Origin of the sequence: Campylobacter jejuni (assembly GCF_049221745.1) — a bacterium.
GTDB classification, from domain to species: Bacteria; Campylobacterota; Campylobacteria; order Campylobacterales; family Campylobacteraceae; genus Campylobacter_D; species Campylobacter_D jejuni_E.
The window spans coordinates 1-21906 of the sequence record NZ_JBMJAO010000003.1; the positions used below are offsets into that span (position 1 = coordinate 1).

Sequence of the window (21906 nt, forward strand, 5' to 3'; positions counted from 1 at the left end):
GCTAAAACTTTTTAAATCTAGTCCTAAACCTTGATCTGCAAGTTTGTCCGCGATTTCTCTAAGATTACAGCATTATATTCAGCACTTCCTTCTTTAAGGTTGTATAATTTTACTACTTCTTTGTCTAAGTTTGGATTGTTTTCACCTTTTTTTATTATTTCATTTAATTTATTTTTTTGGTCTTCAAGCTGTTCTTTTATTTGTTTATTATCACTAAATTGTTCTATTAGTTTTTCTAGCATTTTTAAGTCAATTTTTAATTGAGTTAGAGTATTTTCTAAATGCTCAGTTGCTGTTCCATTTGCTACCAAGCATTTGCTAGATCCGCAATTTACTTCTTTTAAATTGTAATCTACTAATTCCATACTCAGTAAGTCTTCATCAAGTGTTATACTTTGAAAGGTGTCTTGATTTTTATCTATATCGATATAATCACTTGCAAATTTGCCATATGAAGCTCCAGCTGTATTTGATGTGCTTATATCCTTGTTAAATCCTTGTGCTTGGATTAAAAGTGTGTTTTTAGCAAGCAAATCTCTAAAAGATGTACCATTTACGCTAAATTTAGAACGAGTGATATTCGCATTTTTAGCAACTTTTATAGAATAATTTTGCACTGCATAAGGATTGCCAAATTCAAAAAAGGTCTTGTCTGTATTTAAATTTCCATTTACAACAAGGTTATTTCCATATACAGATACTCTTGAGCCTTTTTGTGTATCATCTTCTACTAAATTAGTTCCGCTAAGGCTTAAATCCCCATTGAACACCGAGCCACTTTGATTGACATATAAATTCATATCTTTAAGTATGGTTTCTTTAGCATTTACATAAAGATTTGCAATGTTAGAACTTCCTGTATTAATATTTTTGATATTTAAAGTATTTTTATCGCCCAAATCAAAGACATATTTAAATTCATCAGTATCGATATCTTTATCATCTGAATTTAAAAAGCTTTCATCATCAAATCTAGAAATTTTTGATTTTATGGTTAAATCATTGCCTTTTAAACTATCTCCATATTATTAAAACTACATCTTGCCCTTTAACTTCAAAATAATCTTGCAGATTTTTTCCGCTAGTCCCACCTAGTTCTATTTCAGTTGGTATTATCTGAGCTTCAACTAAGGTATTTTTAGAATTTAAATCTACTGCCATTGCATTGCTACAAAGTGCAGCACCTAAGCCAAAACCCACTAAAACTTTACTCGCTGAAAACGAAAGCTTCATAAATTCTCCTTATACAAAAAATAAAAAAAACCATTATACCCCCCCCATAAAAAAGAGCTTAAAAAGTAATCCCATAAAGAGAAAATTTTATTTTTGTTTTTAAATTTCAAATTGTTAGTATATTTTCACTTGAAGAGTTTAAAGAGTAAATTTATGTTTTTTTGACATAAAATGCTTTAAAATTCTTAAAAATTATAAATTAAATCCCTATTTTTTCATTAGTATTACTTTTAATTATATTTTTTTGATATAATTAAATTTTTAAAATAACGCGAAAAGAGAAAGCTTATGGAACCCTTATTTACAACTCAAATTCAAAAATATAAAGGCAATGAACTTTTAACTTGTGATGATACCTTAGTGCGTGAAATTAAGCTTGAAATTTTTATTAATGATGAAAAAGTAGGTGCTTTAATGGCAACCCCTGTAGATGAACAAGCCTTAGCTATAGGGTATTTAATGAGTGAAAATATCATTGCTAAAGTAAGCGATATTGAGAGTATAGAAACAAAAAATGATGATATGAGTGTATATATTAAAGCAAAGATTGATAAAGAAAATTTGGCAAAACTTAATGCCGAAGGTGTAGTTATAAGTGGTTGTGGTAGAGCACATACTGCAAATATCGATCCAGAAGCTATTGAAGCAAGTAAAATTAGTTCCGATGTAAAATTTAGTAAAAATGAAATTTTAAAACAAATGAGTACTTTTTATACTCAATGTGAGCTTTATGAGAAGACAGGCTGTGTACATACGGCTAAACTTTTTGTTGATGAGAAAACTTTTTTTATAGGTGAAGATATAGCTCAACACAATACCATAGATAAAGCCTTAGGAAAGGCATGTTTAGCTGGGATTGATTTGAGTCAATGTTTTTTAATGGTTAGTGGAAGGCTAAGTTCTGAAATGGTGGCTAAAGCAGTCATGCATAAAATTCCAGTACTTGTTTCACGTACAGCTCCTACTTGTTTAGGAGTTATGATAGCAAGGAAATTTGATTTAACACTTTGTGGTTTTGCTAGAGAAGATAAGATGAATATCTATAGTGGAGAATTTAGAATTCATGGATAAAAATCAAGAAAAAGAAATCATCTCATATATGAGAGAATTGTTAAATAGTAATGAAAAATTAGATTGTGGTACGGCTTTTAAAGTTGCAAAAAAATTTAATGTAAATATAGAAAAAATTGGACAATTAGCCGATGAAAATCACATGAGAATTGATAATTGCGAGTTGGGGCAATTTGGACATTTAGATTTTGAAAAAGCAAAGATTGAAGTGCTTAAAAAAATAGAACCTAGTTTAGATGAAAAGCGTAGAATTTTTTGTAAAGATGCAAGAGATATTGCTAAAGAAGAATGTGGACTTAAAAGTATGCGTTCAGCTTTAAAAGCTTATAAGGTTGATGTAAAGTATTGTCAACTTGGTTGTTTTAAAGAAAAAAAAGGAAAACAATTTATAGTAAGAACAAAAACTTGGATTGAAAATGCGGATGGAGATTTGCTTTTTGGACGAGGAAAAACAGAACTTTTAGAGCTTATCGGACAAACAGGTAGTTTATTGCATGCTTCTAAACTAATGGGGATTAACTATAAAAAAGCTTGGATGCATTTACAAACCTTACAAAAAAATTCTCAAGAAATTTTAGTTAGCACACGACAGGGACGCTCTAAAGAATCAGGAACAAAACTTACTCCTAGAGCTTTGGAATTAATGGAAAATTACTCTATTTTGCAAAAAGACATAGAAGAATACGCTAATAAACGCTTTAAAGAATTGTTTTTAAAAGGAAAAAAATAAATCTTTCACAAAAAAATACTAATACATAATATTTTTATAATTAATTAATAGTATTTTTTTAAAAAATATGTTAAAATATAAAATCCAAAATTTTATTTTTAGGAGTTATAAGATGTTTAAATCTTTAAATATAGGTTTAAAACTTATTTTTTCTGTAGCAACTGTTGTTGTTATTGGGCTTATTATTTTAATCTCATTAATCACAAAACAAGTAAGTCAAAATATTACCAAAAATACAGAAGATATTTTAGCTTCTATCACGAAAGAATATGCTACCCAAGCTCAAGGAATTTTTGGGGAAATGATTGCTTTAAATAAAAGTATTTCAGGTACTTTAACAGAAATGTTTAGATCAACTTCAAAAGAAAATTTAGATATAGATAATATAACAAATATCATAACCAATACTTTTGATAATAGTGCTTATTCTAATTTTACTTATTTGTATCTTATCGATCCGCCAGAATATTTTAAAGAGGAGAGTAAATTTTTCAATACTCAAAGTGGAAAATTTGTTATGCTTTATGTTGATGAAGAAAAAGATAGCAAAGGCGGGATAAAAGCAATACAAGCTAGTGATGAAATAGCTAATTTACAAGTCGTGCAAGATATATTAAAAAAAGCAAAATATGGGGAAAATAAAGTATATATAGGACGTCCTATTAGGATGAATTTAGAGGGCCAAGATTTTAATGCTGTAAATATTGCTATGCCTATATTTGACCGAAAGAATCAAGTTGTAGGTGTTATCGGTATGACTTTAGATTTTTCGGCTATTGCCACTTATCTTTTAGATCCTAAGAGTCAAAAATATGATGGAGAATTAAGAGTTCTTTTAGATTCGGATGGTCTTATGGCAATACATCCAAATAAAAATTTAGTTTTGAAAAATTTAAAAGATATCAATCCTAACAAAGGTGCACAAGAGACTTATAAGGCTATGAGCGAAGGAAAAAATGGAGTTTTTAACTATATAGCTTCTGATGGTGATGATTCTTATGCCGCGATTAATAGTTTTAAAGTGCAAGATAGCTCTTGGACAGTTTTGGTAACTGCTCCTAAATATTCAGTTTTTGAGCCTTTAAAAAAATTGCAATTAATTATTATTGGAGCATCTTTTATTTTTATTTTTGTTGTTTTGGGAGTGGTTTATTATTGTGTAAGAAAAATTGTTGCATCTAGATTGCCTGTTATTCTCAGTTCTTTAGAATCATTTTTCCGTTTTTTAAACCATGAAAAAATTGAGCCTAAAGCCATTGAGATTCGTGCTAATGACGAATTAGGAGCAATGGGTAGGATTATAAATGAAAATATTGAAAAAATTCAAATATCCTTAGAACAAGATCAGAATGCTGTTGATGAATCAGTGCAAACTGCTAAAGAAATTGAAAAAGGTAATTTGACTGCAAGAATTACTAAAAACCCTATAAATCCTCAACTAATAGAACTTAAAAATGTTCTTAATAGAATGCTTGATGTTTTACAAAATAAAATTGGCTCTGATATGAATGAAATTAATAGAGTTTTTGATAGTTATAAAGCACTTGATTTTAGTACAGAAGTATTTAATGCTAAAGGTGAAGTTGAAATCACAACTAATATTTTAGGCAAAGAAATTAAAAAAATGCTTGTAGCTTCTTCAAATTTTGCTAAAGATTTAGCCAATCAGTCAGAGGAATTGAAAAATTCTATGCAGAAACTTGCTGATGGTTCTAATGCTCAAGCAAGCTCTTTGGAACAATCAGCTGCAGCTGTAGAAGAAATTAATTCTTCTATGCAAAATGTAAGCGGAAAAACAGTTGAAGTTGCTTCTCAAGCCGATGATATTAAAAATATTGTTAATGTAATTAAAGATATTGCTGAACAAACCAATCTTCTTGCTTTAAATGCTGCTATTGAAGCTGCTCGTGCAGGAGAGCATGGACGCGGTTTTGCGGTTGTTGCAGATGAGGTAAGGCAACTTGCAGAAAGAACAGGGAAATCTTTATCTGAAATTGAAGCAAATATTAATATACTTGTCCAAAGTGTTAATGAAGTAGCAGAGTCTGTAAAAGAGCAAACAGTAGGAATTACGCAGATAAATGATGCTATAGCACAACTTGAAAGAGTAACTAAAGAAAATGTTGAAGTTGCAAATGCGACTAATAATATAACTAATGAAGTTAATCAAATTGCTGCGGTAATTCTTGAAGATGTAAATAAAAAAAGATTTTAAAAAGCTCATTTTTTGAGCTTTTAAATTTTTTCTTAACTTTTTAAATTTTTAAACACAAAACAAGTGATAAAATAATATTATTTTTCAAAGTTAATATCTAAGGAAAATAATGAAAATTGATTGTCGTAATCTTTCTTGTCCTCAGCCTATAGTTGGAACAAAAAACGCTCTTGAAAAACTTCAAGAAGGTGAAACTTTAGAAATTGTTTTAAATTCTATTATTTCAAAAAAAAATGTTGTAAAATTTCTTAACTCTTTAAATTTAAACCCTGTTGTAGATGAAAATGCACAAGAGTTTTGCATCAAAGTGCAAAAAAAGAATTTTAATTCTAGTGAAGTAAATGTTCACGATTATAGTGTTTTATTTTTAAAAACTGATAAAGTAGGTGAAGGTGAATTGGGACAAAATTTACTTGTAGGATTTTTAAGTACCTTAAAAAATTTAGATCATGCTCCAAGTAAAATTCTTTGCGTAAATGAAAGTGTTTTAATCAATGTTGATGAAAATCATAAAGCACATTTAGCTATGAAAGAACTTGAAAATTTAGGTATCGAGATTATAAGTTGCGGAGCTTGTCTAGAATTTTTTAATAAAAGCAAAGAGCTTAAAATAGGAAATATAGGCAATGCTTATGAAATTTTAAATGAGCTTTTTGGTAAAGCAAAAATTATTACTCTATAAAGGAAAAATGCTGAAATATAAAAATCAAAATTTAACATATTTTGTTAAAGCAGCAGGTTGAGCAGCGAAATTAAGCCCGGGTGGTCTTAAAACAATTTTAAATTTCATGCAAAAAAGCCCTGCTTTACTTAGTGATATCGGTAATAATGAAGATGCAAGTGTATATCAAATCAGCTCTGATTTAGCTTTAGTACAAACGCTTGATTTTATTACTCCTATAGTAGATAGTGCTTATCATTTTGGTGCTATTGCTGCGGCAAATGCTTTAAGTGATGTTTTTGCTATGGGTGCAGAGGTAATTAATGCCTTAAATATAGTAGGTTTTGATACTTGCAATCATGATTTAAGTATTTTAAAAGAACTTTTAGAAGGTGCAAATGATAAAGTTAAAGAATGTAATGCTTTAGTTGTGGGTGGCCATACTATAGAAAGCACTGAGCTTTTTTTTGGACTTAGTGTTACAGGAAAAGTACATCCTAGTAAATTTATTGCAAATAATACTGCTAAAATCGGAGATTGTATCATTTTAACCAAGCCTTTAGGAACAGGAATTTTAAGTACAGCTTTAAAGGCACAAATGTTAAATCAAAAACATTTAGATATAATGCTTAAAAGTATGATGGAGTTAAATTATAAAGCCAGTCAAATCGCTCTTAAATTTCATCCAAGTGCCATGAGTGATGTCACAGGTTTTGGACTTTTAGGACATTTAAAAGAAATGCTAAATAAAAATATTTCTTTTGAAATTTTTGAAAGTGAACTTCCTTTTTTAGATGGAGTAAAAGAGTATTTTAATATGGGTTTAATTCCTGCTGGAGCTTATAAAAATTTAGAATTTATAAAAGAATTTATCCCTAGTTTAAATGAAGAAAAATTGTTACTTTGTGATCCGCAAACTTCAGGAGGACTTTTAATTTCTATAAGTGAAAAAGAATCCTTAGAATGTTTAAAAAAATTACAAGATGAAAATATTCAAGCTAAAATTATTGCCAAGGTTGTAAATAAGCAAGAAAATGATATTATTATCTCTTAATTTTTGTTACTTATATACCCATTAAAATTTTTTTATCATTTTTTATACATTTTCTATGATTTAAAATATTATTTTTATCTTATTTATATATTATTTATTAAAATTTATTTTATCTTAGGAGATACGAAATGATACAAAAAGCTTTGGTTTTAGCAGAAGAATTGCAAGGAAAAATAGAAGTCAACATTTCAAATTTTGAAAAAGAATTTCACTCAAAAATGCAAGTTTTAAGCTTATAGAATATACTTTGAGTAAATATGGTATAGCGGATTTTTTTAGCACTTTTGAAAAATTCCTACTTTTTAGCTTTTTAAATTTTGGCAAATTTGCTCCTAATTTAAACCCATTTAAGCAGAAATCCCAACTGCTTTAGTGTGGTTGGGCTGAATGCCAACGAGCTTAGCGAGTTTTATCCTTTTTTATATAAGCCTTGATTGTTTCAGGGTTTGCTTCGCCTATACTACCAGCAAAAAATCTATCAGTCCAAAAAGTCTTTTCTTTCCAAAAATGTTGTTTTAGAAATGGTTCAAATCTCTTGTCTCTCCAAACATAAAAAGTCATTATTTGTTTTATCTTTTGGACAATGTAGCTTATACTAACTCTTGGTAAGTATTGTATCATTAAACGGATATGGTCTATATCGCTTTCCATAGCTAAGATTATAAATTCTCTATTCTCACTTATTTCATCAATTTTAGCTTTTATAAAATTATTCAAATCACCTTTTAGAAGTTTCTTTCTATATTTACAAACTAAAATTATATGTGCTTTTAGATTGTGCTTAGAGCGATTTGTAGAGATATATCCGTGTAGTTCATAATTATTCTTTTTCATTTTTATACTCACATTTATATTTTTGTATTTTAATTATATAAAAATATAAACAAGGAATACTAAAAATTGCTAAGTACTGTAAAATATAGAATTTATCCTACAAAAGCTCAAAAAGAATTAATCCATAAACACTTTGGCTGTGCTAGAGTAGTTTATAATTATTTCTTAGATTATCGTCAAAAACAATTTAGTAAAGGCATAAAAGAAACATACTTTACTATGCAAAAAGAGCTTACTATTCTAAAAAAGCAACATGAATATAAATATCTTAACGAGTGTGCTTCACAATCTTTACAAATGGCTCTTAGACAATTAGTTACTGCTTTTGATAATTTCTTTACTAAAAGAGCAAAATACCCAAATTTCAAGTCAAAGAAAAATGCAAAGCAAAGTTATGCTATTCCACAGAATATTAAGCTAGATGATAAAAAAGTTTATATTCCAAAATTTATAGAAGGTATAAAAGCTAAAATCCATAGAAAGCTTGATAAGGATTACACAATAAAACAAGCCTTTATTTCTAAAATAGCTAATGAATACTACATTGCAATTAGCTACGAAAACAATAAATCTTTACCTAAACCAAAAGTAATAGAAAATGCTGTTGGTTTAGATATGGGTTTATCAAATCTTATCATTAGAAGCGATGGTATAGTTTATAAAAATCACAAATTCTTACAAGATAAAGAAAATAAACTCATAAAGCTTCAAAGACAACTTAGCAAAAAACAAAAAGGTTCAAATAATCGTGCAAAAGCTAAGCTAAAAGTAGCTAAAGCTCATCAAAAAATTACAAGAGCAAGAGATGATTATTTGCATAAGATAAGCGATGAAATCACAAATTTATATGATTTTATAGCTGTTGAAAATCTAAATATTAAAGGACTAATTAAAAACAAACACTTATCTAAATCTATTACTAATGCTAGTTGGGGTAAATTTATCAACTTGCTAACTTATAAAACCGAAAACAAAGGTTAGACGCTAATGCAAATTGATAAATTTTTTCCTAGTTCTAGGATTTGTAGTCATTGTGGAAGCAATACAGGTAAAAAGTCTCTACATATTAGAAACTTTACTTGTCCTAATTGTCATACTAAACATAATAGGGACTTAAATGCTAGTATCAATATAAGAAATTATGCACTAGGTATCATTGATGATAGATATAAGATAAAATTAGATAAATCTAGGGTAGGAATTACCCAAAGTTACGCTTGTGGAGATAGCTCTAGTAGGGTATCAAAATATGGTTATATACTTGATACTAGCTATCTATCGATGAAGCAAGAAGCCCACTTGCTTTAGCAGGTGGGTGATTCACCTGCAGGTTTTGAAAGCTTAGATGAAAGAGAATGGGAGTATTTTCACACCCACATAGAAGCGGGAAATATTTATATCAATAAACCAACCACAGGGGCTATAGTGCTTCGTCAACCTTTTGATGGGATTAAAAATCAGCTATAGGTTTGGGTAGAAAAGTGGGAATTTATAATTATATCACTCAATTTTTAGAGATTAAGCAAGAAGATTTTGATGATCATTTAATTGAAGATAAATTTTCAAAAAAAATTAGCACAAATAGATTTAAAAGAAGCACAAGATTTTATGAATGATTTAATTAAAATGTCTCAATCTTATGCTTATCATTATAAAAATGAGTTTAGTGTTTCAAAAGATTATGTCAATATTCGTGGAGAAGATAATCTTTTTTCTTATACCGAAATAAAGAATATGGTTTTAAGACTTTGTGGAAATGAAAGCTTAAAAGATGTTTTAGGGGTGATTTTAGGTGCAAATATTGCAAATATTGATCTAAGTATTAGTTATGATGAACAAGATATTAGCATGATAGAACAAATTGTTCAAAGTATAGGAGCAAAAGTATTATTTTTAAAAGAAAATAAAGAAAATTTTATCAAGGGTATTAAAAAATATGAAAGAGAGCGTTATTTAGCAAAGCCAGATGTAAATGATGAGATTTATAAAGAGGCTGCAAAGCTTGCTAAAATCATCATAAGAGAAAAGCCATTATTAAATGGTCGTTTTGAACTTTTAAATTATTTTAATGAAAAAGCTTTGAGTGTATCTTTCCATCGCTATCGAAATTTAGGCATTAGAGCAATATCTTAATGATTAAGGAGAGATTGATGGAAGTAGTTCAAATTAATACCCCAATAGCAGTGATGTTTGTAGTTTATGCTTTATTGATGCTTTATATAGGTTTTTATTTTTATAAGCAAAATAAAAATTCAGAAGATTATTTTCTAGGCGGGCGTACTATGGGGCCTGTGATATCTGCGCTTAGCGCAGGGGCTTCTGATATGAGTGGTTGGCTTTTAATGGGATTACCAGGAGCTTTATATGTAAGTGGTTTTATAGATTCTTATATTGCGATCGGGCTTACTATAGGAGCTAGTTTAAATCGGATTTTTGTGGCAAAAAGACTTAGAATTTATACCAGTGTGATTGCAAATTCTTTGACTATTTCTGATTATTTTGAAACTCGTTTTGATGATGATAAACATATACTGCGCATCGTATGTGCGGTGGTAATTTTGATATTTTTTACCTTTTATGTTTCATCAGGGCTTGTAAGTGGAGCAAAACTTTTTGAAAGTACTTTTGGCATCAGATATGATTATGCTTTAACTACTGGAACGATTATTATTGTTGCTTATACTTTTTTAGGTGGATATAAGGCAGTTTGTTGGACGGATATGATACAAGGGCTTTTAATGATGATGGCTTTAATCATTGTGCCTTTGGTTATGCTTTATCATTTAGGTGGCTTTGGTGAAGCGATGAATATAGTAAGGGAAATAAAGCCACAAGCTTTATCTATGGGTGAAGGAGTAGGAGTTGTAAGTATTATATCTGCACTTGCTTGGGGTTTGGGTTATTTTGGTCAACCACATATTTTAGTGCGTTTTATGTCGATTCGTTCTACTAAAGATATTCCTATGGCTACTTTCATAGGTATTGCTTGGATGGTGGTTTGTCTTTTAAGTGCTTGTATGATAGGTTTTTGGGTATAGCTTATGTGTATAAATTTGAATTAAGTTTGCAAGATCCTGAAAAGATTTTCATCGTGATGTCGCAGCTTTTATTTAATCCTTGGATAGCAGGTATTTTACTCAGTGCTATTTTAGCAGCTATTATGAGTACTGCTAGTTCTCAACTCCTTGTTTCAAGTTCTACTATAGCGGAAGATTTTTATAAAAAGATTTTTAGAGAAGATGCGCCAAGTCATGTTGTATTAAATTTAGGTAAATTAGGTGTTTTACTGGTAGCTGCAATAGCGTTTTTGATTTCTACTGATAAAAACTCAAGTGTTTTGAGTATAGTTTCTTATGCATGGGCTGGATTTGGAGCTTCTTTTGGTTCTGTAATGCTTTTTTCTTTATTTTGGAGTAGAATGACAAGAGCAGGAGCGATCTTAGGTATGATAACAGGAGCTGCTACTGTGGTGCTTTGGAAGAATTTGGTAAATTTAGGTCTTTATGAAATAGTTCCAGGGTTTTTAGCAGCTTCAGTAGTGATAATTATTGCAAGTTTGTTTACAAATATAAGATCTGGAACTAAAGCAGCTTATGAAAAGATGTTAAAAGAGCTTTGAGAACAAAAGCCTTTTTTAAGGCTTTTGGATTAAAAATTTTAGCGTGGGCCCACTTTGATCGATTTCAAGTATTTTAAAACCTCGGTTTTTTGCATCTTGAGGTATGGAATTGATACTTTGTGGACAATCACAAAGCACTTCCAAAATTTCTCCGCTTTGAAGCTTAGGTAAGACATCAAGTGTTGCTATAGCAGGATAAGGACAAGCTTCACCTTGTAAATTTAAACTATAAGTAATTTTCACTGTTTATCCTTTAAGTTGATTTTTAAAAAAGTGTTTTTTGTAAAACACTACAAAAGCAAACATTAAGATGAATAAAATAAGATTGATAAAAAATCCATTTAAATTGCCAAATTCAGTTAAAAGATTGATTTTTATACCTTCTTTAAAAGCCTTTGGTAAAAAGTCATAACTTAAAGCTAAAATCATAGTTCCTATTATATTTGCAATTCCTACTATCATAAAATGACTTTGTCCTTCAAAGGCACGATAAGTCCAACCACACTCGCAACCTCCAGCAAAAACTATACCAAAACCAAACAAAAATGCTCCTATAGCTACAGCAGGAGAAAGTTCTATGAGTTTGCTAGTATGACCTTGTAAGATAAAAGCAAAAGCGATTAAAGAGGCGATAATCATACCGATTAATGCGCCTTTTATAGCATTGTCTCTACCAAATAAAAATAAATCTCTAAAGCAAGAAGTAAAACAAATTTGTCCCCTAGAAATAACAAAACCAAAAACAAAACCAAAAATCAGTGCTAAAGCTAGAAGACTTTGTTTGTTTTGTGTGCTGATATTGCCATTTATGGATATAAGATAAAACACCCAAATTAAAAAGGCTATGAAAAGCAATATGCCTAAGTTAAAATATAGTTTTGTACGCGAACTTTGCTTGTTTAGCGGCAAGTTTTCTTTATTTACCCGTTCTAATTTAGCTTTAGGTTTAAAAAAAGAAGTATTACAAATTTTCACTCCTAAATAAATTCCTAAAACCATAAAAACAGTAAAAAGCCAAGTGTGTAAAGAAAAATAAGGTAAACCTGTAAAAAAATTAGCTAAATTGCATCCAAATGCAAGTCTTGCTCCATATCCTGAAAGAATTCCACCTACTATTGCTTGAAAAATTCTTATATTGCTAGCAGGTAGACGAAATTTGATTTTGTTAGCTAAAAGTGCGGCTACTAAACAACCTATAAACATACCTATGAGCATAATACCATCAGTTCTTGTTAAAGGGGTTCCATTTAAATTTTGCTTTTGGTAATAAGAATATGCATCTAAATTCATACCTAAAAGTTCTAAAAATTCACCGCCCCAACGCGTCATTTCTCCAGTAACAGCCCAAACGCCACCAAAAATCCCAAAATACACTGCACTTAAAATTCCAAGTGCAATCATAGAACGGGAATTGTCCCAAAAATTGATTAAATATTTTTGTTTAAAAGAATTCAAAGAAAGATCCTAAAATGTAATCATCAAAACTTGATGCTAAAAAAGAGTGAGATTATAGCTTAAATTTAATATGAAGTCAAAAAGAATATTGATAAATTTATTTTGTTTTACATTAAAAATCGTTATAATTGTTACTTTGGAAGATTAGCGTATCTGGTGATCGCCACTGACTTCAAATCAGATGAAAGGATAGTTGACTATTCTTTGGGGAGTTCGATTCTCTCATCTTCTCGCCAATATTAAAGTAAAATCAAGGGAATTTTTATGAGCAAAGCAGATATTATTGTCGGCATTCAATGGGGCGATGAAGGAAAAGGCAAGGTAGTTGATAAATTATGCGAAAATTATGATTTTGTTTGTAGAAGTGCAGGTGGACATAATGCAGGACATACGATTTGGGTAAATGGTGTAAGATATGCACTTCATCTTATGCCAAGTGGAGTTTTGCATCCAAGATGTATTAATATTATCGGAAATGGAGTTGTGGTTTCTCCTGAAGTATTGATTGCTGAAATGGCTCAATTTGAAAATTTAAAAGGTAGATTATATATCAGCGATAGAGCTCATTTAAATTTAAAACATCATTCTTTAATAGACATTGCAAAAGAAAAACTCAAAGGCAAAAATGCCATAGGAACAACAGGTAAGGGTATAGGACCTTCTTATGCAGATAAGATTAATCGTACAGGACATAGAGTTGGAGAGCTTTTAGAACCACAAAGACTTTGCGAGGCTTTGATGAAAGATTTTGAAGCTAATAAAACTTTTTTTGAAATGCTTGAAATTGAAATTCCAAGTGCTGAAGAATTGCTTGCTGATTTAAAACGCTTTAATGAAATTTTAACTCCTTATATTACAGATACTACAAGAATGCTTTGGAAGGCTTTAGATGAAGATAAAAGAGTGCTTTTAGAAGGAGCTCAGGGCTCTATGCTTGATATTGATCATGGAACTTATCCTTATGTTACAAGTTCAAGTACTATTTCAGCAGGCGCTTTAACAGGACTTGGGTTAAATCCTAAAGAAGCAGGAAATATTATAGGTATTGTAAAAGCTTATGCAACGCGTGTGGGAAATGGAGCTTTTCCTACTGAGGATAACAGCGAAGATGGAGAAAAAATTGCGCAAATTGGAAAAGAAATTGGCGTAAGCACGGGACGTAAAAGACGCTGTGGATGGTTTGATGCAGTTGCTGTAAGATATACAGCAAGGCTTAATGGTCTTGATGCTTTATCTTTGATGAAGCTTGATGTTTTAGATGGTTTTGAAAAGGTAAAAATTTGTCGTGCTTATGAATATAAGGGCATGGAAATTGACTACATACCAAGTGATTTAGAAAATGTTCAACCTATTTATGAAGAAATGGATGGTTGGGATAAAGTTTTTGGTATAAAAGATTATGATTTATTGCCAGAAAATGCTAAAAAATATATAGCAAGACTTGAAGAGCTTGCAGGGGTTAAGGTTAAGTATATTTCTACTAGCCCTGAAAGAGATGATACTATTATCTTATGAAAAGCAAATATAATTCTGTTGTAAAAGTAAGAAAACAACAACTTGATAAAGCAGAAACAAATCTTAATCAAGCCAAACAAAGACAACTCGAACATGAGAAAGCTTATGAACTTTCACGCCAAGAGTGCGAAAGTTTAGGCGTATTGCCAAAATCAGGTTCTATAGCAGAATTAAGATCGAATTTAAGTATGGCACAAGTAGGACGCGAGGCTTTAGCAAGAGCTAAGGAGAAAGTAGAACTTTCTAAAAAAGAAATGAATCATTATCAGTTTTTATATCAAAAAGCGCATTTAGATTATGAAAAAATGAAGGTTTTAGAAGCTGAAGAAATTAAACAAAAACAAAAAGAACTTGCCAAGGCTGAAGAAAAATTTTTAGATGAAATTGCAATCAGTCGTTTTTTCAAAGGAGAAAAAGATGGTTAAAAAAATTATATTTTTAGTTTTTATTTCAAGTGTAGTTTTTGGGGCTGAACAAGATTGTGAGCAGTATTTTGAAGCTAGAAAAGCTCAGATTGAATTGCAAACTAGAGAATTTGATGAGGCAAGACAATCTTTAGAAGCTTATAAAGCCTCTTTTGAAGCTTTGCAAAAAGAAAGGCTTGAAAATTTAGAAAAAAAAGAGGCTGAGGTTAATGCAACTTTGGCAAAAATTGAAGAATTGAAACTTGAAAACGCAAGGCTTGTAGAAGAACAACAAAAGATTTTAAATTCAATCAATGATAAGACTCAAGGTAGGGTTAAAGAAATTTATTCTCAAATGAAAGATGCAGCCATTGCAGATGTTTTAAGTCAAATGGATGCAGAGGATGCAAGTAAAATAATGCTTTCTTTGGAATCGCGTAAAATTTCAGGTGTTTTATCTAAAATGGATCCAAAAAAAGCCAGCGAGCTTACTTTGCTTTTGAAAAATTTAGATAATAATGCGAGTAATTAGGTGATTAAAAAAATGAAAATTTTTCATTTTTAACATTCTTTTACCAAAAATAAGCTATTATTTCAAACATTATTAAATAAAAGGTTTTTAAGATGCGTATAAAATTACCACATATTCCTTATATCGCAAATAAAATGATGTTAGATATAGCTAATTCTTCTTTTGTAGAAATTAAAGATCAATTAGAAAAGCTTAAGGTATGTATAATAGAAGTTTTAGAGAAAGATATTCTAAATGAAAGAAAATTAGATGAAAGAGTAAAAGAGCTTTTAGAGCAGCAAGAAGATGAAATGGAACTTATGCAAGTAGATCGTAAAAATATGTTTTGGCTTGTGAAGAAAAAGTTAGCCCCCGAATTTAATATGATTTTAGATTCTGAAGATAGGCATAATCATCTAGCGCATCAAATTTTAGAAGAACTTGTAGAAAATGATTATATTAATTTTATAGTGAGTGAAAATAGAGTTAAAAACTTAATCTTTTCAAGCATAGAGTCTTATCTTAAAATTTATGAAAAACTTGAAGATGAGGTTTATGAGAAAATTAGTAACTATAAAACAAAACCTATTCCAGGTAGCGAAGAATATGATCTTATCTTTGAAAAACTCTATCAAGAAGAGCTTAGAAAAAAAGGTATGTTTTAATGAAGGCTTATATTTATTTAGAAAATGATATTTTTTTAAGCGCTAAGGCTTTTGGAAAGAGTGGTACTTTTTTTGGAGAGCTTGTATTTAACACTTCTTTAACAGGGTATCAAGAAATTATTTCAGATCCTTCTTATGCGGGGCAATTTATCGTATTTTCCATGCCAGAAATTGGTATAGTGGGAACCAATGAAAATGATAATGAAAGTAAGGAAATTTTTGCAAGTGGTGTTTTAATGCGTGAATTAAGTTCCAGTTTTTCAAATTTTCGCGCTAAAGAAAGTCTGCAAGATTATCTTGAAAAACATGGAAAAATAGGAATTTATGAACTTGATACAAGATATTTAGTAAAAATGATAAGAAATAATGGCAATTTAAGAGCTGTAATTTCAACTGAAATTTCAAATAAAGAAGATTTAAAAATCGCTTTAGAGAAATCAGCAAAAATTGATGAAGTAAATTTTGTAAAAGAAGTTAGCACTAAGAAAAATTATTCTCATAAACAAGGCGTTTGGAATGCTAGTTTTCAAAAATTTAATGAGGCTAAAAGAAGTGAGAAAAAAGTTGCTGTTATAGACTATGGTGTTAAAACAAATATCTTAAATGAACTTGTAGAAGTAGGTTTTGAAGTAGAAGTTTATCCATATAATGTTAAAGCAGATGAGTTGATTGCTCTGTATAAAAAAGGTGAAATTCAAGGTGTGTTTCTTTCTAATGGTCCAGGTGAGCCAAGAATTTTAAAACAAGAGATTGTAGAGATTAAAAAACTTGCAGAAGCTAAAATTCCTATGCTTGGAATTTGCTTAGGTCACCAGCTTTTAAGTAATGCTTTTGGATATGAAACTTATAAAATGAAATTTGGACAACATGGAGCAAATCATCCTGTGATCAATCTTGATACAAAAATGATAGAAATTACTGCACAAAATCATAATTATAATGTTCCAGAAGAATTAGCTCAAGTAGCTCATATCACTCATAGAAATTTATTTGGCGATAATGTTGAAGGAGTAAGATATAAAGACTATCCTATTATTTCAGTGCAACATCACCCAGAAAGTTCTTCAGGCCCTCATGAAAGTAAGTATATTTTTAAAGAATTTATGAATTTGATGTGAGTATAGATTTTTTAGCTATTATCAGCGTTGCTTTTTTATCTAGTTTTGGACACTGCTATTCTATGTGTGGTGGTTTTAATTTACTTTTTATAAATTTGAATTCAAAAAATAATAATTTATTTTTATTAACTTTTATTTATCATTTGTTTAGAATTTTTGCTTATATTGTTTTAGGGATAATTTTTGGGACTTTTGGAAATATCTTGGCAATCAATGCTAAGGTTCAAAGTTTATCCCTTTTTATTCTCGGTATATTTATGATGATTTTAGGTTTTGCTCTTATTTTTAGAGGTAATATATTATCTTTTATTGAAAATAATGTTTTTTTTAATAGTTTTATAAAGAAAATTATTAAAAAATCTAAAAATTTTAAAGGATTAAAATCAGCTATATTTTTAGGATTTTCAAATGGTTTTGTTCCTTGTGGATTGGTGTATTTTTTTATAGCCAATGCAATGAGTAAGCAAAATATTTTTGAAGGTATTTTTGTAATGATGATTTTTGGAATATCAACTTTACCTGCGATGTTATTTTTTTCAAAAATTTCACAGTTTTTTAGTGATTTTTTGAAAAATTTGTTTAATTATTTATCATATGGCATTATTGTTTGTTACGGTATAAATCTTGCCTATATAGGTTTTAAGGCTTTTCAATGAAAGATTTTTTTAAAGATCAGTTTTTTAAAGCTCTTGAAAAAAATACAATTTTTTCAAGAGCTGATGTTCAAGGAAATTTAATTTTTGTCAGTGATAAGCTTTGTCAAATAAGTGGATATAGTAAAAAAGAGCTTATAGGAAAAAAACATTCAATATTTAAACATCCAGATGTTGAAGAATGTTATGTTGAGAAGCTTTTAAAAGATCTTTCATATAAAAAGCCTTATCAAGTTATTTTTAAAAATATTGATAAATTAGGCAAAACCTTCTATCTTGAAACTTTATTAACCCCAATATTAGATAAAAATAATGAATTAATAGAAATAGTAGCACTTTCTCATGATGTCAGTAATTCTTTTAAGCTTAATGAAGAGCTTGCTCTAAATCACGCTAAATTAAGAGAATTAAGTATTAATCTTGAAAATACAGTTAAAAATCACCAACAAGAATTTATACAGTTAGGTAAAAAATTTGAGAAAAAAATGAAAATTGCCTTGGAAAAAAATGAAAAAGATATTAAAATAGCATATGAAGAGATTTTAAAATCTTCATTAGAACAAGTGATTAGTGATATAGCGCATCAATGGAGACAACCGTTAAATGAGCTTGGTATTGCCATGTTTCAAATGAAGCAAAATCTTAAAGATGAAAAAGGATTTGCTGAAATTTATTCACAATCAAAAGATATGATTAAAAATATGTCAGAAACAATTGATGTGTTTAGAACTTTGTTTAACAAAGGAGTAGGGCAGTGTGTATTTATAAAAGAGACTTTAAATAAAGCCTTAGAAATTGCTTTTGAAACTATAGAAAAAAATCATGTAAATATTAATATTGTTTCGAAAAGTGATTATGAAGTTTTGGCGTATGAGAATGGTTTAATAAGAGTTTTTCTTAATTTGATTTTAAATTCAATAGAAGCATTTAAAAACAAAAAAAGGAAAATCATAACAATAAATTTTTCAAAATTTGGAAAAAATTATCTGAAAATTACAATAAAAGATAATGCTGGTGGGATTGATAAAGAAAATTTAGATAAAATTTTTCAACCTTATTTTACAACAAAACATCCCAGTCAAGGTATAGGAGTAGGACTTTATATAAGTAGACAAATTATCGAAAGTTTCCAAGGAAAAATAAAAGTTAAGAATGGAAAAGATGGGGCTTGTTTTGAAGTATTTTTAAAGTTAAAAGAGAGGCTAGAGTAGAAATGTCACAAGAATGTAAAGAATTGATAATATTAGTAGTTGAAGATGAGGTTAAGACTAGAGAATCATTGATTAATGTATTAAGTGAACGCTTTAGTAAGGTAATCGGAGCTCAAAATGGAGATGAAGGGCTTAAAAAATTTAAAAAATTTAAACCGGATTTAGTTATTACAGATATTGCTATGCCGATAATGGATGGACTGGATATGGCAAGAGAGATTAAAGAAATTTCAGATGATGTCCCAATTGTCGTTCTTAGTGCGTATTCAGAGAAAGAGAGACTTTTGCGTTCTATTGATATTGGTATAGATAAATATTTAATTAAACCTGTTGATATAGAAGAATTGTTTAAAGTCTTAGATTGTTTAGTGGGTGAAAAAATTGAAGCAAACATGCTTGTAAAAATTTCCGAAGAATATCAATTTAACAAAACTAAACGAACTTTGATTCATAATGGTAAAGAGATTGTTTTAACTAAAAAAGAATTGGCTTTTATTTCTTTGCTTTTAAAACAACCTGGGGTTTTGGTTTTGCATGAAGATATTAAGAAAAATGTTTGGATAGGTGAATATGTGAGTGATACTGCTGTTCGAACTTTTATTAAAAGAGTAAGAGATAAAGTGGGTGAAGATTTTATAAAAAATGTGCCAAGTTTAGGTTATAAGATAAATATCAATAAATAAGACTGATTTAGCTTTAAAATATAAAGCATAACAAATGATTAACAAAATTATCATTTTTAAGAAAAAATGTATAATTAATATTCTATAATATTCTCTTGTTATCAAAAATTTTAAGGAGAAAGTCGATGCATCCAGGTAATGTATTAAATTATGACTATACGGTTGCAAGATATTTTATGTTTGCGACCATATTGTTCGGCATTGTTGGTATGGCTATAGGAACTCTTATAGCTTTTCAAATGGCATATCCTAATTTAAATTATTTAGCAGGAGAATATGCCACTTTTTCAAGACTTAGACCACTTCATACCTCAGGTGTGATTTTTGGTTTTATGCTTTCAGGGATTTGGGCAACTTGGTATTATATAGGTCAGCGTGTTCTTAAAGTGAGTATGGCTGAGTCAAGATTTTTAATGGCTGTTGGTAAGCTTCATTTTTGGCTTTATATACTTACTATGGTTTTAGCTGTTATATCTTTGTTTATGGGTGTGACTACATCTAAAGAATATGCAGAGCTTGAGTGGCCTTTAGATATTCTTGTTGTTCTTGTTTGGGTTTTATGGGGTGTAAGTATTTTTGGACTTATTGGAATTCGTCGTGAAAAAACTCTTTATATTTCTCTATGGTATTATATAGCTACGTTCTTAGGTATTGCCATGCTTTATCTTTTTAATAATATGGAAGTGCCAACTTATTTTGTTGCAGGAATGGGAAAATGGTGGCATAGTGTATCAATGTATGCAGGAACAAATGATGCTTTAGTGCAATGGTGGTACGGTCATAACGCTGTTGCATTTGTATTTACTGTAGGTATCGTTGCTCAAATTTATTATTTTTTACCAAAAGAAAGTGGCCAGCCGATTTTCTCTTATAAACTTTCTTTATTTGCATTTTGGGGCTTAATGTTTGTTTATCTTTGGGCAGGTGGACATCATTTGATTTATTCAACTGTACCTGATTGGATGCAAACGATGGGTTCGGTTTTCTCTGTAGTGTTGATTTTACCTTCTTGGGGTTCAGCGATTAATATCTTGCTTACTATGAAAGGTGAGTGGAGTCAGCTTCGTGAGAGTCCATTGATTAAATTTATGATTCTAGCATCAACTTTTTATATGTTTTCAACACTTGAAGGACCAATTCTTTCAATTAAATCTGTTAATGCTTTAGCACACTTTACAGATTGGATTCCAGGGCATGTTCATGATGGAACACTTGGTTGGGTAGGATTTATGACTATGGCTGCGCTTTATCATATGACTCCTAGAGTTTTCAAAAGAGAGCTTTATAGCAAATCTTTAATGGAAGCTCAATTTTGGATCCAAACCACAGGTATAGTTCTTTATTTTGCTTCAATGTGGATTGCGGGTATTACTCAAGGTATGATGTGGAGAGCAACAGATGAGTATGGCAACTTGCTTTATAGCTTTATTGATACTGTTGTGGCTATTGTGCCTTATTATTGGATTAGAGCGATTGGTGGATTGTTGTATCTTATCGGTTTCTTTATGTTTACTTATAATATTTACAAAACAATTACTTGTGGAAGAGTGCTTGATAAAGAACCAAAAAGCGCTTCGCCTATGGCAGCATAAAAAGGAGAAAATATGTTTAGTTGGTTAGAAAAAAATCCATTCTTTTTTGCTGTAGCTGTTTTTGTAGTGATTGCTTATGCAGGCATAGTTGAAGTTTTACCAAATTTTGCAGAAAATGCAAGACCAATTGAAGGTAAAAAACCTTATACGGTTTTACAACTTGCAGGACGTGCAGTATATATTAAAGATAGTTGTAATGCTTGTCATTCACAGCTTATTCGTCCATTTAAATCAGAAACAGATCGTTATGGTATGTATTCTGTAAGCGGTGAATTTGCTTATGATAGACCTTTTCTTTGGGGTTCAAAAAGAACAGGACCTGATCTTGCTCGTGTAGGAAATTATAGAACAGCTGATTGGCATGAAAATCATATGTGGGAGCCTACTTCTGTTGTTCCAGATTCTATTATGCCTTCATATAAGCATATGTTTAAAAATAATGCAGATATTGAAACTGCTTATGCTGAGGCTTTAACTGTGAAAAAAGTTTTCAATGTTCCTTATGATACAGAAAATGGAACAAAACTTGGTTCTTGGGAGGATGCACAAGCTGAAGTAAAAGCTGAAGCTCAGGCTATAGTTGATCAAATGAAAAATCAAGAAGTAAAAGATGCTTTTGCTAAAGGTGAAATCAAAGAAATAGTTGCTTTGATTGCCTATTTAAATAGCTTAAAGTAAGATG

20 protein-coding genes, 1 tRNA gene and 4 pseudogenes are annotated in these 21906 nt (G+C 29.8%); 20 read left to right on the forward strand and 5 right to left on the reverse strand.

Going from position 1 to position 21906, the window contains the following annotated elements; translation table 11 throughout:
• Positions 1-23: 23 nt before the first annotated feature.
• Positions 24-899, reverse strand: coding sequence for a hypothetical protein (locus tag ACOTU8_RS03545; RefSeq protein ID WP_422341813.1), 876 nt, complete (start codon positions 897-899; stop codon positions 24-26).
• 115 nt (positions 900-1014) lie between these two features.
• A complete protein-coding gene (locus tag ACOTU8_RS03550) occupies positions 1015-1233 on the reverse strand; it encodes a hypothetical protein (RefSeq protein ID WP_422341814.1) in 219 nt (72 codons plus the stop codon).
• A gap of 288 nt (positions 1234-1521) precedes the next feature.
• Between ACOTU8_RS03550 and fdhD the strand changes: the two genes are divergently transcribed.
• The 6 genes and pseudogenes from fdhD to ACOTU8_RS03580 all read left to right on the forward strand — a co-directional run.
• Positions 1522-2304, forward strand: a complete 783-nt coding sequence (gene fdhD, locus ACOTU8_RS03555) for a formate dehydrogenase accessory sulfurtransferase FdhD (RefSeq protein ID WP_422341815.1) — start codon at positions 1522-1524, stop codon at positions 2302-2304.
• The gene (locus ACOTU8_RS03560) at positions 2297-3034 is read left to right on the forward strand and encodes a winged helix-turn-helix domain-containing protein (RefSeq protein ID WP_422341816.1); all 738 of its coding nucleotides are present in this window, start codon (positions 2297-2299) and stop codon (positions 3032-3034) included. Before fdhD ends, ACOTU8_RS03560 begins: the two co-directional genes overlap by 8 nt.
• A gap of 112 nt (positions 3035-3146) precedes the next feature.
• Entirely contained in the window at positions 3147-5249 is a 2103-nt protein-coding gene (gene ccaA, locus ACOTU8_RS03565; RefSeq protein ID WP_422341817.1) for an aspartate chemotaxis receptor CcaA, read from the forward strand.
• Positions 5250-5358: 109 nt separating this feature from the next.
• Positions 5359-5931 carry a sulfurtransferase-like selenium metabolism protein YedF gene (gene yedF / locus ACOTU8_RS03570; RefSeq protein WP_422341818.1) on the forward strand — a complete coding sequence of 191 codons (573 nt, stop codon included), beginning with the start codon at positions 5359-5361 and terminating at the stop codon, positions 5929-5931.
• A 10-nt stretch (positions 5932-5941) separates the two neighbouring features.
• A complete protein-coding gene (gene selD, locus ACOTU8_RS03575; RefSeq protein WP_422341929.1) occupies positions 5942-6964 on the forward strand; it encodes a selenide, water dikinase SelD in 1023 nt (340 codons plus the stop codon).
• A gap of 128 nt (positions 6965-7092) precedes the next feature.
• Positions 7093-7313: pseudogene (locus ACOTU8_RS03580) on the forward strand (hypothetical protein); the annotation flags it as partial.
• 50 nt (positions 7314-7363) lie between these two features.
• Here ACOTU8_RS03580 and tnpA read toward each other — a convergent pair.
• On the reverse strand, positions 7364-7798 hold the full coding sequence (gene tnpA / locus ACOTU8_RS03585; protein ID WP_422341819.1) for an IS200/IS605 family transposase: 435 nt from the start codon (positions 7796-7798) through the stop codon (positions 7364-7366).
• 66 nt (positions 7799-7864) lie between these two features.
• On the opposite strand from tnpA, the pseudogene ACOTU8_RS03590 reads away from it, so the two are divergent.
• From ACOTU8_RS03590 to putP, 3 pseudogenes are all read left to right on the forward strand, one after another.
• Positions 7865-9106 (forward strand): annotated as a pseudogene (locus tag ACOTU8_RS03590) (RNA-guided endonuclease InsQ/TnpB family protein).
• An 18-nt stretch (positions 9107-9124) separates the two neighbouring features.
• Positions 9125-9931, forward strand: a pseudogene (locus ACOTU8_RS03595) (aldehyde dehydrogenase family protein); the annotation flags it as partial.
• A 17-nt stretch (positions 9932-9948) separates the two neighbouring features.
• Positions 9949-11417 (forward strand): annotated as a pseudogene (putP, locus tag ACOTU8_RS03600) (sodium/proline symporter PutP).
• Positions 11418-11432: 15 nt separating this feature from the next.
• Here putP and yedF (ACOTU8_RS03605) read toward each other — a convergent pair.
• Both yedF (ACOTU8_RS03605) and yedE read right to left on the reverse strand, forming a co-directional pair.
• Positions 11433-11660 carry a sulfurtransferase-like selenium metabolism protein YedF gene (gene yedF / locus ACOTU8_RS03605; protein WP_422341820.1) on the reverse strand — a complete coding sequence of 76 codons (228 nt, stop codon included), beginning with the start codon at positions 11658-11660 and terminating at the stop codon, positions 11433-11435.
• A 3-nt stretch (positions 11661-11663) separates the two neighbouring features.
• Positions 11664-12872, reverse strand: coding sequence for a selenium metabolism membrane protein YedE/FdhT (gene yedE, locus ACOTU8_RS03610; protein WP_422341821.1), 1209 nt, complete (start codon positions 12870-12872; stop codon positions 11664-11666).
• 138 nt (positions 12873-13010) lie between these two features.
• On the opposite strand from yedE, the gene ACOTU8_RS03615 reads away from it, so the two are divergent.
• From ACOTU8_RS03615 to ccoO, 11 genes are all read left to right on the forward strand, one after another.
• Positions 13011-13108, forward strand: a tRNA-Sec gene (locus tag ACOTU8_RS03615).
• A 28-nt stretch (positions 13109-13136) separates the two neighbouring features.
• Positions 13137-14387 carry an adenylosuccinate synthase gene (gene purA, locus ACOTU8_RS03620; RefSeq protein WP_422341822.1) on the forward strand — a complete coding sequence of 417 codons (1251 nt, stop codon included), beginning with the start codon at positions 13137-13139 and terminating at the stop codon, positions 14385-14387.
• Entirely contained in the window at positions 14384-14812 is a 429-nt protein-coding gene (locus ACOTU8_RS03625) for a flagellar export protein FliJ (protein ID WP_422341823.1), read from the forward strand. Before purA ends, ACOTU8_RS03625 begins: the two co-directional genes overlap by 4 nt.
• Positions 14805-15323, forward strand: coding sequence for a MotE family protein (locus tag ACOTU8_RS03630; RefSeq protein WP_422341824.1), 519 nt, complete (start codon positions 14805-14807; stop codon positions 15321-15323). Before ACOTU8_RS03625 ends, ACOTU8_RS03630 begins: the two co-directional genes overlap by 8 nt.
• Positions 15324-15415: 92 nt before the next feature.
• Positions 15416-15967 carry a DUF507 family protein gene (locus tag ACOTU8_RS03635; RefSeq protein ID WP_422341825.1) on the forward strand — a complete coding sequence of 184 codons (552 nt, stop codon included), beginning with the start codon at positions 15416-15418 and terminating at the stop codon, positions 15965-15967.
• Positions 15967-17085 (forward strand): glutamine-hydrolyzing carbamoyl-phosphate synthase small subunit, encoded by a 1119-nt coding sequence (carA, locus tag ACOTU8_RS03640; protein WP_422341826.1) that lies wholly within the window; start codon positions 15967-15969, stop codon positions 17083-17085. The genes ACOTU8_RS03635 and carA overlap by 1 nt, the downstream gene beginning before the upstream one ends.
• Entirely contained in the window at positions 17082-17741 is a 660-nt protein-coding gene (locus tag ACOTU8_RS03645; protein ID WP_422341827.1) for a sulfite exporter TauE/SafE family protein, read from the forward strand. The genes carA and ACOTU8_RS03645 overlap by 4 nt, the downstream gene beginning before the upstream one ends.
• Positions 17738-18949: a butyrate sensor histidiine kinase-like phosphatase BumS gene (bumS, locus tag ACOTU8_RS03650; RefSeq protein ID WP_422341828.1), complete on the forward strand. Its 1212-nt coding sequence runs from the start codon at positions 17738-17740 to the stop codon at positions 18947-18949. Before ACOTU8_RS03645 ends, bumS begins: the two co-directional genes overlap by 4 nt.
• Positions 18950-18951: 2 nt before the next feature.
• The gene (gene bumR / locus ACOTU8_RS03655) at positions 18952-19632 is read left to right on the forward strand and encodes a butyrate response regulator transcription factor BumR (protein ID WP_422341829.1); all 681 of its coding nucleotides are present in this window, start codon (positions 18952-18954) and stop codon (positions 19630-19632) included.
• A gap of 125 nt (positions 19633-19757) precedes the next feature.
• The gene (gene ccoN, locus ACOTU8_RS03660; protein WP_422341830.1) at positions 19758-21224 is read left to right on the forward strand and encodes a cytochrome-c oxidase, cbb3-type subunit I; all 1467 of its coding nucleotides are present in this window, start codon (positions 19758-19760) and stop codon (positions 21222-21224) included.
• A gap of 12 nt (positions 21225-21236) precedes the next feature.
• Complete coding sequence (gene ccoO, locus ACOTU8_RS03665) at positions 21237-21902, forward strand: cytochrome-c oxidase, cbb3-type subunit II (RefSeq protein WP_422341831.1); 666 nt, start codon at positions 21237-21239, stop codon at positions 21900-21902.
• Positions 21903-21906: the final 4 nt, after the last annotated feature.